Here is a 16,721-nt window from a genome sequence, read left to right on the forward strand (position 1 = left end):
AACAATTTTTACATCCTTTCGACAAGAGTTATGACAAATATTGTTTATTTACTTATCATCTTTCTTTTCAGCATCCTCTTCTAAAGGCATTGTATTTCCACACTCAGTATTTGAACATACAGCATATTTACCCTTAGTCTTTGAATACTTAATAGTCATATAGCTACCACATTTTGAACATGGTTCTTTTATAGGTTCATTCCAACTTACGAAGTCACAATTTGGGTAATTAGAACATCCAAAGAATTTCTTTCCTTTTTTGCTTCTCTTCGCTAATATCTTTCCTCCACATTTTGGACATGGAACATCTAATTCCTCGACTATTGGTTTAGCATTATGACATTCAGGATATCCTGGACATGCTAAGAATGCACCATATCTTCCACGTTTTATAACCATCATTCTTCCACATTTATCACATGGAACATCACTTACTTTATCTTCAATTACAACTTTCGAAATTTCTTTTTCTGCTTTATCTATAGCTATTTTAAGCGGTGCAAAGAATTCTCCTACTACTTCCTTCCATTCTTCGCTACCCTCTTCGATATAGTCAAGTTTTCTTTCCATATCAGCTGTAAAATCTACATCAACTATTTGTTTAAAATAATCTGACATTATATTATTTACTATAAAACCTAATTCAGTTGGTACTAAATTTTTCTTTTCTCTTGAAACATAATCTCTACTTAATAATGTAGATATAGTTGGAACGTAAGTACTTGGTCTTCCTATTCCTTTTTCTTCAAGTAATTTTACAAATGATGCTTCTGTATATCTTGCTGGTGGTTGAGTGAAATGTTGTTTTCCTTCTACAGATGCAGGTAATAATATCTCACCTTCCTCTAATACTGGTAATGATACATCATTGTCGTCATCTTCAGTTGTATAATCATATACCTTCATAAAACCATCAAACTTAATAGTTGAACCAGATGCCTTAAATGAATATGCTCCATTTACTATATCAATACTATTTGTATTTAATGAACATGAAGTCATCTGACTTGCAATAAATCTCTTCCATATTAAACTATATAATTTATATTGTTCTGCTGATAGACTTGCTTTTGCTATCTCTGGAGTTATTTCTATATGAGAAGGTCTTATAGCTTCATGAGCATCTTGGATATTTTTCTTTCCTTTATATACCCTAGGCTTTTCTGGAATATACTCCTCTCCATAGCTTTCTTTTATAAAGTCAATAGCTTTTCCTTGTGCCTCTTCTGAAATTCTTACAGAGTCAGTTCTCATATAAGTTATTAAACCTACTGTACCATATCCTTTTACATCGATCCCTTCATAAAGAGCTTGTGCTATAGACATAGTTCTTTTAGTCATAAAGTTAAGCTTTTTAGAAGCCTCTTGCTGTAAAGTACTAGTTGTAAATGGTGGTAATGGATTTTTTAATCTATTACCTTTTTTAACTTTATCTATTCTGTAATCATTTTCCGCTAATTCTCTTATTATTTTCTGTGCTTCTTCTTCAGTTGTTATTTCTACTTTTTTATTCTCATACTTTGTTAATTTTATTGGGAATTTTTTTCTTTCCTTTTTTAAAACACAATCTACTGTCCAGTATTCCTTTGGTTCAAAGGCCTTTATTTCTTCCTCTTTATCACAAATAAGTTTTAATGCAGCTGATTGAACTCTTCCTGCACTTAGTCCCCATTTAACATTTTTCCAAAGTATAGGACTTATTTCATAACCAACAAGTCTATCTAGCACTCTTCTTGCTTGTTGCGCATCAACTAAATTTAAATTTATTTTTCTTGCTTCTTTTATTGATTCTTTCACAGCACTTTTAGTTATTTCATTAAATACTATTCTACACGTATCATCTTCTGAAATTTTTAATATATTTGCTAAATGCCATGATATAGCTTCTCCCTCTCTATCAGGGTCGGTTGCAAGATAAATTTTATCTGCTTTCTTAGCAGCTTTTTTTAATTTAGCTATTAATTCGCCTTTTCCTCTAATAGTTATATATTTTGGATTAAAATTATCTTCTATATCAACACCTAATTTGCTTTTAGGCAAATCTCTAACATGCCCCATTGAGGCTTCAACCGTATAATTCTTCCCCAAATATTTACTAATTGTCTTTGCTTTTGCAGGTGACTCTACAATAACAAGATTCTGACCCATACCATCAACTCCTATTTATCGCTTAGGAGCTTTTACCCCCCTAAAACTCTAACTAATCTTTACGTAATAATTGCCTGGTAGGCAAATAATTTCATTTTCATTTTGCATTTCAAATAATAACTCAAATAAAGCTATCCTGTCAATATTTAGACTTCCAACTATTTTATCTATATGTATAGGTTCTCTACCTATTACATCCAGCAAACATTTTTTAATACTATTTTTAGCATTATTTTTATTTTCTTTTTTAATTATATTAAGAAATTCATATAAATCATCTTTTCCTAAAAAAGGTCGTGCTCCTTGATGAATTAATAAATTACATCCTTTACTAGTTTCATTAAAAATCGGCCCTGGTACAACCATAACATCTTTAGATTGATTCAATGCATAATCCACTGTTATTAGTGATCCACTTCTATTAGATGCTTCTATAACAATTACACCATTGCTTAAACCACTTATTATTCTATTTCGCTGTGGAAAATTATATGACATTGGTTTCGTTCCTGGTAAAAATTCTGATATTAATAGACCTTTTTCAGAAATTTTATCATATAAATATTTGTTGAATCTTGGATATACAACATCTATACCACAACCTAAGACACCTATTGTTTTTCCACCTCTACTTAAAATTTCTCTATGTGCTATTGAATCTATTCCGGCAGCTACACCACTTACAACACCATATGAAATATTATATAATTCAGATGCTATAAACTTAGTAACCTGTTCTCCATAATTAGTATTTTTTCGAGCTCCAACAATAGCAACCATATTATAATCAAATAAAGATATATCACCTTTATAAAATAGAACATATGGTGGATTAGTTATATTTTTTAGTTTTTGTGGATACAAATTAGATGAATATGTTACATACTTTATGTGATTTTTAAATAAATATTCCTCTAATTTTTCTTGTTCTATATTATTTTTAACACTTAATCGCATTAAAAAATTTTTATGCAATAATTTTTCTTTAATTATATTATCAATATTATTATAAATATTTTCTTCATTATTATACTTTTCTATTAACTTTATCTTAGACGAATCAGATATTTTTAATGATATAAACCATATTTTATACTTATCCATATTTTGAATCCTTTCTATATTATTTCTCCAAAAATATTTTTTCTAAATCCGATAGCTTCAATAATATGATAATCCATTACTTCACTACTACAATCTAAATCTGCTATAGTTCTAGCCACTTTTATTATTTTAGTATATCCTCTAAGGGTTATATCATATCTACGATAATATTCCTCTAAAACCTTTTTAGCATTTTTATTAATGTTACATAAATTTAATACATCTTTACCTACAATCTCAGAATTATATCTATATTTTGTTCCCTTAAACCTTTCTTTTTGAATTTCTCTTGCTAAAATTACATTGTGTCGCATATTGTCAGAATTGATTTTATCCTTTTCCCCAACAATTTCAGTTAATTTTATTCTTGGAACAAAGTTTAATATATCAATTCTATCTAAAAGAGCCCTAGACATTCTATTTATATACCTTTTCTTTTCTAGCTCAGTACATGTGCATGTTGATCCTGTATCATAATCAAGCATCTTTCCACAAGGACATGGATTAAAAGTTCCAACTAATATAAAATTACTTGGTAATGTATAACTTTCCTTTAATCTTGAAACATTTATCACCTTATCTTCTAAAGGTTGCCTCAAAAGCTCTAATACTTCTTTTTTAAATTCTAATATTTCATCTAGAAATAAAACCCCATTATGAGCTAAAGTTATTTCACCAGCCTTTACCTCTCTCCCTCCCCCAATTAATGCTGTTTTAGTTATAGTATTATGAGGTGCTCTAAAAGGTCTTGATATATTATAACCCTCATTCCACAATCCTGATATACTATATATTTTTGCTACCTCTTGCTGTTCTTCTATAGTCATAGGAGGTAATATAGATGGTAAAGCTTTTGCTAGCATTGTTTTACCTGATCCAGGAGAACCAAATAGCATTATATTATGATTGCCAGCAGCTACAATTTCCATAGCTTTTTTTGATGTATATTGTCCCATTATATCCTCAAATTTATTAACAAAAACTTCTTTATTTCTTTTCTTTTTCTCTCCTTTATATGGAAGTAAATCTTCATTTTGTATATATGATATTACTTGATTTAATGTTTTAAAAGGAAAAAAGTTTCCTAAAACAAAACTCCTCATTTCTTTCAAATTTTCAAGTGGAAAAATGAAATTTTGCTTTTTATTATTATCGCCTTCAAAAATAATTGGTACTGCTCCCTTAACCCCCTTTAATTCACCATTTAAAGAAAGCTCTCCAAAAACTATATAATCATCTAATGACTTTTCTTCAATTTGTCCCGATACCATCAATATTCCGAGAGCTATTGGCAAATCTAAAAGACTTCCTATTTTTTTTACATCTGCTGGAGCTAAATTTATAGTAATTCTTCCTAATGGAAATTCATATCCACTATTTACTATTGCTAATCTTACTCTTTCTTTAGATTCTTTAATTGATGTATCTGGCAATCCGACAATGGAGAAACTAGGAATCCCCTTAGTTATATCAACTTCAACACTTATCAATACACCATCTAAACCTCTATGTGTAGCACTAATTATTTTCAAAGCCATCTTTTAAATCAATCCCTTCTTTCCATATTCACTTTCTTCATTATTGACATGGATTTACTTCTTTAACCTAATTTGAATAAAAAAAATATTAAAGTCTATCCTTATGTGTAGAGGTGAAAATATGAAAAAGTATAATAAATCAATTGGAAACTATGGTGAGAGTATAGCTCGTGATTTTCTTATTAATAATGGATATAATATATTAGATATGAATTATAGAAATAAATATGGTGAAATAGATATAATATGTAGAAATAACAACCTTATAATTTTCTGCGAAGTAAAAAGTAGGTATACAAACTCCTTTGGAATTCCAATGGAATCTGTTACCTACTATAAACAAAAACAAATTATAAAATTATCTCAAATTTATTTATTATATAAAAAATATTACAATTATAATGTTCGTTATGATATTATTGAAATTATTTTTAATAACACAAATGCATCTTTTAAATTAAATCATATAAAAGATGCATTTAGATCATATTAATTAAATTTCCTTATTTATAAACCTGATATTATCAACTCAAATTTATTTAGATTATTATAATTACTAGCTATTAGATAGAATATTAGTTAAGAATGACATTCTATGTATTTCTGTAGGACCGTACTCTTTTATTCCTTCTATATGTTTTGTAGTTCCATAACCAACATTTTCTTCAAAACCATAATAAGGATATTTTTCGGCATATTCCTTCATTAAATTATCTCTATAAACTTTAGCTACTATAGATGCAGCTGCAATACAGGCAGATTTTGTATCTCCCTTAATTACAGATTTATTAGGAATTTGTATTCCCTTTACTGTATATCCATCAGATAACACTAAATCTGGTTTTACTTTTAAGCTATTACAAGCTTCTAGAAAAACTTCATTATTACAAACACCTATTCCTCTTTCATCAATTTCCTTAGAATCACGAGATGCTATATAATATGCTAATGCTTTTTCTTTTATTATAGATGCTAATTCTTCTCTTTTTCTTTCATTTAATTTTTTTGAATCGTTAATCCATAAAATTAAATCTTCATCTATAACATTTAAATCTAATACTACAGCACATGATACTATAGGCCCCGCTAAAGGTCCTCTTCCAACCTCATCTACTCCTGCAATAATATTATAATTTTCAAATGATTTATCAAAGTTATACATATTTCTAACTCTTTTAATCTCATTTTCAATCTTTTCTTTAGCTTTTTGAAGCTTATCACCTAAACCATTAATATTTTTTCTTTTATCACTTTTTAATATATTTATAATTTCAATTAACTCTTTAGAATTATAAGCTTCATTTATGTTTATTTCATCTACTTTTTCTTTCACAAATTTAAAACTTAAACTGCTAATATCTGTAGTTAATATATCCATTATCTTTTTTCCTTTTTCTTTTCGTTTCTCTTTTCTTTTCTTATTCTTCTTTTTCTTTCTTTTTCAGTTTCTTCCTTAACTATAACTTCTTCTTCCTCAAAAACATCATCTGGACGTTCTAAAGAAATTTTCCCAAGTTTTCCACCTCTAAATTCATCAATAAGCATAACAGCAATTCTATTATAATTAATTTCATTACGTGCCATTATACATCCTCTTTTTCTAGCAATAGCATCAAGGTTATCTAATGGATTCTCTTGTATTTCTTCAATTCCAAATCTTTCTATTAATCTATCTGGATAATATTCTTGAAGTCTTTCAACAAGCTTATATGCTAATTCTTCTATATCCATTATTTCATCCTTAATAGCACCTGTAAATGCTAGGTTTAAAGCTGTTCTCTCATCTTCAAATTTAGGCCATAATACCCCTGGAGTATCTAACATTTCCATATCAAATGATGTTTTTATCCATTGCTTACTCTTTGTAACACCGGCTCTATCTCCAGTTTTAGCAATATTATTTCTTGCCATCTTATTTATAAATGTAGATTTACCACAGTTTGGAACACCAACTACCATTACTCTCATCATGAACTTAACTAATCCCTTAGCTTTAGCTCTCTCATGTTTTTCTTTTAATAACTCTAAAAGTGCTGGCTTTATTTGTTGTAATCCTTGACCTTTTAAACAATTAACTTCTAAAACTTTAACAGTTTCACTAGATAATTCATTTATCCACTCTTTAGTTACCTTAGATTCTGTTAAATCACTTTTATTTAATAAAATTAATCTTGGCTTACCTGCACAAATTTTATCTATATCTGGATTTGCAGAACTTCTAGGAATTCTAGCATCTCTAATTTCTATTACAGCATCAACAAGTTTTAAATTATCTTGTATTTCCCTCTTCGTTTTTTTCATATGACCTGGGAACCAATTTATTGTAGCCATAATTCATCCTCCTTTTTTAAATATATATTATTTATTCTTAACAATTATTTTTTATATGAAACAACTCTCCATAAATTCCAAGTTGTAAGTTCGGTTAACTAAATTAAAATTTAGAATCTCACTTATGAAACAACTCTCCATAAATTCCAAGTTGTAAGTTCGGTTAACTAAATTAAAATTTAGAATCTCACTTATGAAACAACTCTCCATAAATTCCAAGTTGTAAGTTCGGTTAACTAAATTAAAATTTAGAATCTCACTTATGAAACAACTCTCCATAAATTCCAAGTTGTAAGTTCGGTTAACTAAATTAAAATTTAGAATCTCACTTATATTATTGCAAACAAAAAGGGACTTAATACTAAGTCCCTTCATATCTTTATTAACTTTTAATTATCTAGTTAATAATTCTTTAACTTTAGCAGCCTTACCTACTCTATCTCTTAAGTAGAATAACTTAGCTCTTCTTACTTTACCTCTTCTTGTAACTTCCATCTTTTCGATGATTGGTGAGTTAACTGGGAAAGTTCTTTCAACTCCAACACCGTAAGCAACTCTTCTTACTGTGAAAGTTTCTCTTAAACCACCGTTTTGTCTCTTAATAACAGTACCTTCGAACATTTGGATTCTTTCTCTGTTACCTTCTTTAACTTTAACGTGTAATTTAACGTTATCCCCAACATTGAAGTTTGGTAAATCGTTTCTCATTTGTTCTGCTTCTATAGCTCTTAATATTTCGTTCATTGTGCATTCCCTCCTAAATTGATAATTGACGCTCTTAACAAATTCTTTGACAGCGGAACGCCCGTACTAGCACAAAAGTTATTGTAACATAAGTTTTTTTATATTTCAAGTTATTATTTTTTACTATTTAATAGTTTTTTATCCTCTTTTGTAAGTATTATATCCTTGTATAAATCTGGTCTTCTTTTCTTCGTTATCTCTAGAGATTGTAGCCTTCTCCATTTTCTTATATTCTCATGATGTCCTGATAATAATACTGATGGTACACTTTCCCCCTCAAAAACTTCTGGTCTTGTATATTGAGGATATTCAAGTAATCCTTCAGAAAATGATTCATCTTCATGACTCTCAGATTTATTTAATACTCCTGGTACTAATCTCAAAATAGAATCAATGACAGGAATAGCAGCCATTTCTCCACCAGTTAATACGAAATCTCCCAGAGAAATTTCCATATCAACCTCTTTAAAAGCTCTTTCATCTATACCTTCATAATGTCCGCAAAGGAAAATTAAATTTTCCTCCTTAGATAACTCTTCTGCCATCTCTTGATTAAAAGTTTTACCTTTTGGTCCTAGAAAAATTACTTTCCCATTATTTTTTTCTTTACAAGCTCTTATAGAATCCACAACAGGCTGTGCTGCCATTACCATACCAGCTCCACCACCATAAGGATAATCATCAACCTTTTTATGCTTATTTAACGTATAATCTCTTATGTTTAAAGTCTCGATTGAAATTAACTCCTTTTCTTGAGCCTTCCCTATTATACTATGATTAAAAATATCAAACATCTCTGGGAATAGAGTTAGAATACTAATCTTCATCCATCCATTCTCCTACTGGTCTTATTGTAATCTTTCTTTCATCTATATTAATATCCAGTACTATACTTTTTAATACAGGTATTAATAATTCTTTTGGTTTTCTTATCCAATATACATCATTATTTTTAGTTTGTATAACATCATAGATCTTACCAAGCTCTTTTCCTTCAGTATCAAATACTGTACACTCTCTTAAATCTGCTAAGAAATAGCAATCTTCTTCAAGCTCAACTGCATTTTCTCTTTCTACTTCCATGAATTTTTCTTTAAGTCTTTCTGCATCTTCTATTTTATCTATACCTTCAAGCTTAACTATAACTCTATCCTTTTGATATTTACACTTTTCTATCTTAACTTCTTTACCATTAATTAAAACATGTTCTAAGTCATCAAATCTTCTCATATCATCTGTTAATGGAATAACCTTAACTTCACCTTTTAAACCATGAGTATTTACTATCTTACCTACTTTTAAATTTTTACTCACTAAATTCACCTCTTATGTTAACTTAATTTTTTTCCTATATTATTTATATCAAACTTTTTATATTTTAGCAAAATAATTATTACTTATCTCTGCACCAATTCCAATATATGTATCAACCCCGGAGGTGCACCGTTTTTTGTCGAATAAAAAAAGAGTTAGGAAAATCCTAACTCTTTACATCGATAATTTCAACTACTACTTTTTGATTTTCGTTTAGTGCTGCGGCTTTTACTACGGTTCTAATAGCTTTCGCTACTCTACCTTGCTTACCGATTACCTTACCCATATCTTCAGGAGCAACCCTTAATTCAAGAATTAAGTCCTGCTCTCCTTGAATTTCATTTACATGAACTTCATTTGGATTATCCACTAGGGATTTAGCAATTATTTCAACTAAATCTTTCATAAGAGTCTGCAAATACTATGTACTAATTGTATATGTATTTTGCAGAGTTCACCTCCCAAAAATTACTTGTTAAGTCCTACTGTGTTGAATAGTCTCTTAACTACGTCTGTAGGTTGTGCACCATTGTTTATCCACTTTGTAGCTTTTTCTTCATCGATTTTGATTTCAGCTGGTTCAGTTATTGGATTGTAGTACCCGATTTCTTCGATGAATCTTCCATCTCTTGGGCTTCTAGAATCAGCAACAACAACTCTGTAGAAAGGAGCTTTCTTAGCACCCATTCTTCTTAATCTGATTTTTACTGCCATTAATTTCACCTCCTTTAAAGGGTTATATATATAAACTCTTAAAAAGGTAATTTACCAAATAAACCTTTCTTGGACTTTTTAGTTAATGATTTCATCTGCCTCATTTGCTTTCTCATCATTTCATGTCCTTTTATGAGTTTGTTAACTTCTTGTAATGATGTTCCAGAACCCATAGCTATTCTCTTCTTTCTTGAAGATGATCCAACTATAAGCTTTGGATTTTTTCTTTCCTTAGGAGTCATTGAATAAATTATTGCCTTTACTCTTGCTAATTGTTTTTCACCAGCATCAAAGTCAATTTCCTTCATCTCCTTAGGCACTCCTGGTATCATATCTATGATTTTACTTAATGATCCTAACTTTTTCATTTGCTCCATGGCTGTTAAGTAATCATCATAAGTAAAGTCATTTTCCATCATCTTTTGACCTAACTCTTTAGCTTCTTTTTCATCAATTGCTTCTTGAGCCTTTTCGATTAATGAAAGTACATCACCCATTCCTAGAATTCTACTAGCCATTCTATCTGGATGGAATACTTCAAAATCATTCATCTTTTCCCCAACACCAATAAACTTAATTGGCTTTTGAGTCATATGTCTAATTGATAAAGCAGCTCCACCTCTTGTATCTCCATCAAGCTTTGTTAATATAACTCCTGAGATATCAAGTGCTTCATTAAAGGTTTCTGCAACATTCACAGCATCTTGTCCTGTCATTGAGTCAACAACAAGTAAGATTTCTGAAGGATTAACTTCAGCCTTTACATCTTTAAGTTCAGTCATTAGCTCTTCATCTATATGAAGTCTACCAGCTGTATCTATAATTACAACATTATTTCCGTTTTCCCTACCGTATTTTATACCTTCTTTGGCAATTTGTACAGGGCTAATTTTATCACCCATTTGGAAAACTGGAATGTCAATTTGCTTTCCTACAACCTCTAATTGTTTAATTGCTGCTGGTCTATATATATCGCAGGCAACTAATAAAGGTTTTTTATTTTTATCTTTTCTTAATTGTAGTGCAAGTTTACCAGCCATTGTGGTTTTACCAGCTCCTTGAAGTCCAACTAACATAATAACAGTTGGTCCAACACTAGAGAAGTTGATTTTACTTTCACTACCTCCCATAAGATCTGTAAGTTCATCATTAACAATCTTGATGACTTGCTGAGCAGGTGTTAAGCTTTCTAAAACTTCACTACCAACACATTTTTCACTAACATTCTTAACAAAAGTTTTTACAACTTTAAAGTTAACGTCAGCTTCCAATAACGCAAGCTTTACTTCTCTCATGGCTTCTTTAATATCTTTTTCGCCTAATTTACCTTTGCCTCTAAGTTTCTTAAACGTTTCTTGTAACTTATCAGCTAAACCTTCAAAAGCCATGTTAACCCTCCTATGCCTATAAATTTTCTAGAGTTTCTTTGTAATTTATGTAGTCTTCATCCATCAAAGAATACTTCTCATTAACTTCATCTAAGAATTTTGAAATCTTCTTTTCTTTTTCTAAAGACTTTTCAAGTAAATTTAATTTACTTTCATAGGCTAGAAATTGTTTGTAGCATCTTTTTATTAGGTCATGAATCGCTTGGCGACTCGTATTGTTTAATTCAGCAATCTCAGCTAAGGATAAATCCTCATTGTAATATAGCTCCATGATACTCTTTTGTTTTTCCGTAAGTAATGGACCATAATAATCCATTAATAAGGAAATCTCAACTCTATCTTCCATGCATATCACCTTACCCACATCTGAGATTCTAACAGAATAATAATTAGGTGTCAAGTATTTTTACTTAACAGTTTTAAATTATTTTTTTATTCCCAAATTAAAGTGCTAAACTCTTACTATTCCTATTATTTCTTAACATACCACTTGGGTATCTATAGTTATTTTAATGACTAATACAAATTTTCGCAACAAATTTTTTTAGTTACTGCTTATAAATTTTATAAGTTGTATATAAATAATTATAATTTATTTTTTATTACTTAATAGTTATTAGTTAAGAAATAAATTTAGTGCATACCTAATTTACAAAATATATATTTTTATGAACTACAACAACAATCTTATCCTTAACTAATAACTCAACACTACTAACTACTAACTAAAAAAGTGCTTCTACAAAGCTTTCTGCATCAAACTCTTGTAAATCATCAATACCCTCACCTACACCTATATATTTAACAGGTATTTTAAGAGTATTCTTTATGGAAATTACAACCCCACCTTTAGCTGTTCCATCAAGCTTAGTTAAAACTATACCATCTATAGGGCATACCTCCATAAATTGTTTAGCTTGAATTACTGCATTTTGTCCAGTAGTTCCATCTAATACTAATAATGTTTGCTTATTAGCACCACTAAGTTCTCTATCTATTACTCTATTAATCTTTCCTAATTCATCCATTAAATTTTTCTTATTGTGTAATCTACCTGCTGTATCACAAATAAGTAAATCTACACCTCTTGACTTAGAAGCATTAATTGCATCAAATACAACTGCTGCTGGATCTGATCCCTCTTCATGCTTAACAATATCAACCTTTGCTCTTTCACTCCAAACAACTAATTGATCTATAGCCCCTGCTCTAAAGGTATCTGCAGCTGCTAGTAAAACTTTTTTACCTTTTTCTTTATTCATAGCTGCTAATTTACCTATACTAGTGGTTTTCCCAACTCCATTTACACCTATTACTAAAATAACTTCTTTTCCGCTTTTTTCTTCATAGCTTTCTTCACTGTCATCTTTCATCATTTCAGCAATTACACTCTTTAAAGCTGGTCTAACTAATTCAACATCATTGATTTTTTCTTTTCTAATCTTATCCTTTAATCTTTCAATGATTTCCATTGTAGTATCCATACCTATATCTGCCATAATAAGTATTTCTTCTAACTCTTCATATAAATCTTCATCAATTGTTACTGCTAAATTTAAAGCCTCATTTATTTTATCTGTTAATGCATTTCTTGTTTTTGTTAATCCAGTCTTAAGATTATTAAATAATTTACCAAACATATTACTACCTCCTAATTCTCCGACAAGTCTACTGATACTACTTTAGATATACCTTTTTCTTCCATGGTTATACCATACATTACATCACTAGCTTCCATTGTTCCTTTTCTGTGTGTTATTACTATAAATTGAATATTTTCTGAGAAAGCTTTTAAAAATTCCGCATACCTATAAACATTAGCATCATCTAGGGCAGCCTCTATTTCATCAAGTATACAGAATGGAGTTGGCTTCATTTTTAATATTGCAAATAATAAAGCAATTGCAGATAAAACCTTCTCTCCTCCAGACATTAAGTTTATATTTTGAAGTTTCTTACCTGGTGGTTCAACATTTATTATTATATTAGAATTTAAAATATCATCGCCACCTAAAATAAGCTCTGCATTACCCCCTTTAAATAACTCTCTAAAAGTTTCTCCAAAATTTTCATTTAATATTTTAAAATTCTCTTTAAATAACTCTTGCATTTGAATAGTCATTTCATTTATAACTTCTATAAGCTCTTCTTTTGCTTTTTGCAAATCTAACTCTTGTGATGACATAAATTCATACTTTTCACATACTTCGTCATATTCTACTATAGCAGATAAATTAACTGTTCCTAAAGCTGATATCTTTGATTTTAATATATAAATTTCATCTTTAAGTGTATTTATATTTTCAACACTAATAGCTATCTCCTTTGCTTCAGCAAGAGTTAAATTAAGCTCACTATTTAATCTGTTATAAAGGGACTCTTGTTCACTTTCTATTTTAGCATGTTGTATGGCCCTTTTGTTTAACTCATTTTCTTCTACTCTTATTACTTCTATTATTTCATTAGTTACACTTTCCTTAGCCTTATGACTTTCTTTAAGTTCAACCTTAATAATTTCATCTTCTCTAAAGGAATTTTCTAGTTCTAAAACTCTTTCTTCTATTTCTTTTAATATATTTTCTTTATTTTTAACATTTTCAGATAAAGAATTAATATTATTATGTTTAATAGAAATTTCATTTTGTAAATGTTTTATCTTGTTTTCTTTTTCTCTTATTTCTAAGTTCTTAGAAGATAATTGCATTCTTTGTCCTTGAAGACTTTCTTCTAAAGTTGCACTATTAACCTTTAAATTAACTAACTTTTCTTTTAAAGAATCTCTTTCAATATTATTATTAACAAGTTCTTCTTCAATTAATTTAACCTTCTCTTTTCTTTCTGCACTTTTAACATCCAACTTATTAAGTTCTTCTTTTTTATTTTCTAACTTTTCTAATAATAATTTAATTATATTATTATTTTCTTCTTTTTGTTTCTTAGAGTTTTCAATATTTTTACTTAACTTATCTCCATCATTTACAAGGCTTTTTATTTCACCTTCTAATACTGTTAACTCTATATTTTTACTATGAACTTCTTCTCTTTTATTTAATATATCATCATCTAACTGCTTTATTTTTAGCTTTATTTCATTAAATTTAGAAACTTCATTATTATATTCTTCTTTTAGCTTTAATATATTTTTAGCTAGTTCTTCAATTTCTCTTTTTCTACCTAAAAGATTAGCATTTTTACCTTGGATACTACCTCCAGTTAAAGCACCTCCTGGATTAATTACTTCACCAGTTAAAGTCACTATTTTATAATTATGTCTACCAATTTTAGATATATTAAGTGCACAATCCATATTTTCAGCAATTATAGTTCTACCTAAATTATATTCTATTACACCTTTATATCTTACATCATATTTTAGAATTTCTGAGGCAATTCCTATATAACCCTTAGCACTTTTAATGTCATTAGGTACATCTAGTTTTTTCCCTCTAATAATATTTAAAGGTAAAAATGTAGCTCTACCTAACCCTCTACTTTTTAAATATGAAATTAAGTTTTTAGCATCAGTATCATTAACTGTTATTACATTGGATATTGATCCTCCTAAAGCTATCTCAATAGCAACTTCGTACTTCTTTTCAACTTCAAAAATTTCACCAAGTACTTTTATATCTTTTATTCCTTGAACTCTACCTTTTTCAACATGATCCATTAAGTTCTTTACCGTTCTATTATATCCTTCATAATGCTTTTCTAAATTTTCTAAAGTATTATGAGTAGCTTCTGATTCATTAATTTTTTTTGATAACATTTTAAGCTTATTATCTTGATTATTTAAAAGTGAATGAGTTTTTGATAACTCTTTTCTCACTGATACTACTTCTTCCTCTAATTTAGAAATATTATCTTTTGTATGTATAAGTTTTAACTTAACTTCGTCTATAGTTCCTATATTAATAGCTAAATTTCCTTCTAAAGTAACTATTGATTTATCTAAACTTTCCTGTATATCATTTTTTTGATTTATTTCTTTTTGTAAGGTTTGAATTCTATTATTAATATCAGAATTCCTAGATATAATTTCAAACTCATTATTTTTTAAAATATTAAGTTCTTTTTCTATTTTATCAATTTTTATAGTTATCTCTTCAATTAATCTTTCTACATTTCTAATTTCTGAGCCTTTATCCTTACTTTCTCTACTCTTTTCATTTAACTTTTCTTCTAATTCTTTCTTTTCTAAGGTAACTTTCTCTAAATCATCCCTTAAAATACTTATTTCATTTTCTTCTTTTTCTATTAATGATTTAAAGTTATTAACTCTTTCTTTAAAAAGCTCAATATCTCTTATATGATTTGTAGCCTCTTCTTTTTTTGTATAATACTCTTCTTTTTCTAATTTATTTTTCTTTTCTATATTTTCTATTTTTCTTTGCAAATCATCTAAAACATTCTTATGAGCCTTAAGTTTTTCCCTTTTGGCATCTATTGATTCTTGTCTTTTCTCTATTTCACTAGATAAAGCATCTATATCCTTTGAGACTCTATCAATATGATTAACTAATATAGAAACTTCTTTTACATTTAATTCTTCTGCTAAAGCTTTATATTTTACTGCTTTTTCCTTTTCTATTCTTAGTGGCTCAAGTCTCTCTTCATAAGTTGCTATTATATCTCTAATTCTAACTAAATTACTATCAGTGTTATCCAGTCTCTTTTCAGCTTCTTCTTTTCTAGACTTATATTTCACAATTCCAGCTGCTTCTTCTAATAAAGCTCTTCTTTCTTCTGGCTTACCACTTAATATTGCATCAATCTTACCTTGTCCAATTATCGAATATCCTTCCTTACCTATACCTGTATCCATAAATAATTCAGTAATATCCTTTAATCTACATTTTTGATTATTAATTAAATACTCTGTTTCACCAGATCTAAATATTCTTCTAGTTACTGTTACTTCATTGTAATCTGTTGATAATGTTCCATCTGAGTTATCTAAAGTAAGAGATACTTGTGCAAGGCCTAAAGGTTTTCTAAATTGTGTTCCTGAAAAAATAACATCTTCCATTTTACCTCCTCTAAGATTTTTGACACTTTGTTCTCCAAGCACCCATCTTACTGAGTCAGAAACGTTACTTTTTCCGCTACCATTAGGTCCAACAACTGCAGTTACTCCCTTTTTAAATCTCAATTCAGTCTTATCTGCAAAAGATTTAAATCCACGTATCTCAAGTGACCTTAAAAACATAAATACACTCCTTATCTTTTTATATAAAAGCTGGTACTAAACTTAGTAAAAATACTATAAGCATAAAAATAGTAATTATATACATCATTTTTTCTCTTGTCTTTGCTTTCATAATAACTCTCACTCCATTCTTTCTTTAGTTTATAGCAAAGCTAAGGAAATATCAATAAAACAATGACAAGATTCAAAGATCATAAACAAGAATATTATTTCTCTTGCTATATACCCTTT

At 28.8% G+C, this 16,721-nt stretch carries 15 protein-coding genes; 1 reads left to right on the forward strand and 14 read right to left on the reverse strand.

Annotated elements, in window-relative coordinates:
- Nucleotides 1-48: 48 nt before the first annotated feature.
- Genes topA through I2E98_RS08115 form a run of 3 tightly spaced genes read right to left on the reverse strand, consistent with a single transcriptional unit; the run spans nt 49 to nt 4,790 of the window.
- Nucleotides 49-2,148: a type I DNA topoisomerase gene (gene topA, locus I2E98_RS08105; RefSeq protein ID WP_195468443.1), complete on the reverse strand. Its 2,100-nt coding sequence runs from the start codon at nt 2,146-2,148 to the stop codon at nt 49-51.
- A 48-nt stretch (nt 2,149-2,196) separates the two neighbouring features.
- Entirely contained in the window at nt 2,197-3,252 is a 1,056-nt protein-coding gene (gene dprA / locus I2E98_RS08110) for a DNA-processing protein DprA (protein WP_195468444.1), read from the reverse strand.
- Between the two features lie 14 nt (nt 3,253-3,266).
- Nucleotides 3,267-4,790, reverse strand: coding sequence for a YifB family Mg chelatase-like AAA ATPase (locus I2E98_RS08115; RefSeq protein WP_195468445.1), 1,524 nt, complete (start codon nt 4,788-4,790; stop codon nt 3,267-3,269).
- 121 nt (nt 4,791-4,911) lie between these two features.
- Between I2E98_RS08115 and I2E98_RS08120 the strand changes: the two genes are divergently transcribed.
- Nucleotides 4,912-5,283, forward strand: coding sequence for a YraN family protein (locus tag I2E98_RS08120; protein ID WP_195468446.1), 372 nt, complete (start codon nt 4,912-4,914; stop codon nt 5,281-5,283).
- 63 nt (nt 5,284-5,346) lie between these two features.
- Here I2E98_RS08120 and I2E98_RS08125 read toward each other — a convergent pair whose 3' ends face one another.
- From I2E98_RS08125 to smc, 11 genes are all read right to left on the reverse strand, one after another.
- The gene (locus tag I2E98_RS08125; RefSeq protein ID WP_195468447.1) at nt 5,347-6,168 is read right to left on the reverse strand and encodes a ribonuclease HII; all 822 of its coding nucleotides are present in this window, start codon (nt 6,166-6,168) and stop codon (nt 5,347-5,349) included.
- Entirely contained in the window at nt 6,168-7,121 is a 954-nt protein-coding gene (gene ylqF, locus I2E98_RS08130; protein WP_195468448.1) for a ribosome biogenesis GTPase YlqF, read from the reverse strand. The genes I2E98_RS08125 and ylqF overlap by 1 nt, the downstream gene beginning before the upstream one ends.
- A gap of 393 nt (nt 7,122-7,514) precedes the next feature.
- Complete coding sequence (gene rplS / locus I2E98_RS08135) at nt 7,515-7,865, reverse strand: 50S ribosomal protein L19 (RefSeq protein ID WP_133014192.1); 351 nt, start codon at nt 7,863-7,865, stop codon at nt 7,515-7,517.
- A gap of 113 nt (nt 7,866-7,978) precedes the next feature.
- Nucleotides 7,979-8,692: a tRNA (guanosine(37)-N1)-methyltransferase TrmD gene (trmD, locus tag I2E98_RS08140; RefSeq protein ID WP_195468449.1), complete on the reverse strand. Its 714-nt coding sequence runs from the start codon at nt 8,690-8,692 to the stop codon at nt 7,979-7,981.
- On the reverse strand, nt 8,682-9,179 hold the full coding sequence (gene rimM / locus I2E98_RS08145; protein WP_195468450.1) for a ribosome maturation factor RimM: 498 nt from the start codon (nt 9,177-9,179) through the stop codon (nt 8,682-8,684). The genes trmD and rimM overlap by 11 nt, the downstream gene beginning before the upstream one ends.
- A gap of 166 nt (nt 9,180-9,345) precedes the next feature.
- Nucleotides 9,346-9,585 (reverse strand): KH domain-containing protein, encoded by a 240-nt coding sequence (locus I2E98_RS08150; RefSeq protein WP_195468451.1) that lies wholly within the window; start codon nt 9,583-9,585, stop codon nt 9,346-9,348.
- Between the two features lie 62 nt (nt 9,586-9,647).
- Nucleotides 9,648-9,893: a 30S ribosomal protein S16 gene (rpsP, locus tag I2E98_RS08155; protein WP_042396852.1), complete on the reverse strand. Its 246-nt coding sequence runs from the start codon at nt 9,891-9,893 to the stop codon at nt 9,648-9,650.
- 38 nt (nt 9,894-9,931) lie between these two features.
- Nucleotides 9,932-11,281, reverse strand: coding sequence for a signal recognition particle protein (ffh, locus tag I2E98_RS08160; protein WP_195468452.1), 1,350 nt, complete (start codon nt 11,279-11,281; stop codon nt 9,932-9,934).
- A gap of 16 nt (nt 11,282-11,297) precedes the next feature.
- The gene (locus tag I2E98_RS08165; RefSeq protein ID WP_133014197.1) at nt 11,298-11,627 is read right to left on the reverse strand and encodes a putative DNA-binding protein; all 330 of its coding nucleotides are present in this window, start codon (nt 11,625-11,627) and stop codon (nt 11,298-11,300) included.
- 379 nt (nt 11,628-12,006) lie between these two features.
- On the reverse strand, nt 12,007-12,921 hold the full coding sequence (gene ftsY, locus I2E98_RS08170) for a signal recognition particle-docking protein FtsY (RefSeq protein WP_195468453.1): 915 nt from the start codon (nt 12,919-12,921) through the stop codon (nt 12,007-12,009).
- Between the two features lie 11 nt (nt 12,922-12,932).
- Nucleotides 12,933-16,490 carry a chromosome segregation protein SMC gene (gene smc, locus I2E98_RS08175; protein WP_195468454.1) on the reverse strand — a complete coding sequence of 1,186 codons (3,558 nt, stop codon included), beginning with the start codon at nt 16,488-16,490 and terminating at the stop codon, nt 12,933-12,935.
- Between the last annotated feature and the right edge of the window lie 231 nt (nt 16,491-16,721).

Source organism: Clostridium sp. D43t1_170807_H7, assembly GCF_015555905.1.
Classification (GTDB): domain Bacteria; phylum Bacillota; class Clostridia; order Clostridiales; family Clostridiaceae; genus Clostridium.

Coding starts and splice junctions, on each gene's coding strand:
- I2E98_RS08165 (WP_133014197.1), bottom strand. CDS start 11,627: ATGGAAGATAGAGTTGAGATTTCCTTATTAATGGATTATTATGGTCCA.
- ffh (WP_195468452.1), bottom strand. CDS start 11,281: ATGGCTTTTGAAGGTTTAGCTGATAAGTTACAAGAAACGTTTAAGAAA.
- ftsY (WP_195468453.1), bottom strand. CDS start 12,921: ATGTTTGGTAAATTATTTAATAATCTTAAGACTGGATTAACAAAAACA.
- ylqF (WP_195468448.1), bottom strand. CDS start 7,121: ATGGCTACAATAAATTGGTTCCCAGGTCATATGAAAAAAACGAAGAGG.
- topA (WP_195468443.1), bottom strand. CDS start 2,148: ATGGGTCAGAATCTTGTTATTGTAGAGTCACCTGCAAAAGCAAAGACA.
- I2E98_RS08120 (WP_195468446.1), top strand. CDS start 4,912: ATGAAAAAGTATAATAAATCAATTGGAAACTATGGTGAGAGTATAGCT.
- trmD (WP_195468449.1), bottom strand. CDS start 8,692: ATGAAGATTAGTATTCTAACTCTATTCCCAGAGATGTTTGATATTTTT.
- smc (WP_195468454.1), bottom strand. CDS start 16,490: ATGTTTTTAAGGTCACTTGAGATACGTGGATTTAAATCTTTTGCAGAT.
- I2E98_RS08115 (WP_195468445.1), bottom strand. CDS start 4,790: ATGGCTTTGAAAATAATTAGTGCTACACATAGAGGTTTAGATGGTGTA.
- I2E98_RS08150 (WP_195468451.1), bottom strand. CDS start 9,585: ATGAAAGATTTAGTTGAAATAATTGCTAAATCCCTAGTGGATAATCCA.
- rplS (WP_133014192.1), bottom strand. CDS start 7,865: ATGAACGAAATATTAAGAGCTATAGAAGCAGAACAAATGAGAAACGAT.
- dprA (WP_195468444.1), bottom strand. CDS start 3,252: ATGGATAAGTATAAAATATGGTTTATATCATTAAAAATATCTGATTCG.
- I2E98_RS08125 (WP_195468447.1), bottom strand. CDS start 6,168: ATGGATATATTAACTACAGATATTAGCAGTTTAAGTTTTAAATTTGTG.
- rpsP (WP_042396852.1), bottom strand. CDS start 9,893: ATGGCAGTAAAAATCAGATTAAGAAGAATGGGTGCTAAGAAAGCTCCT.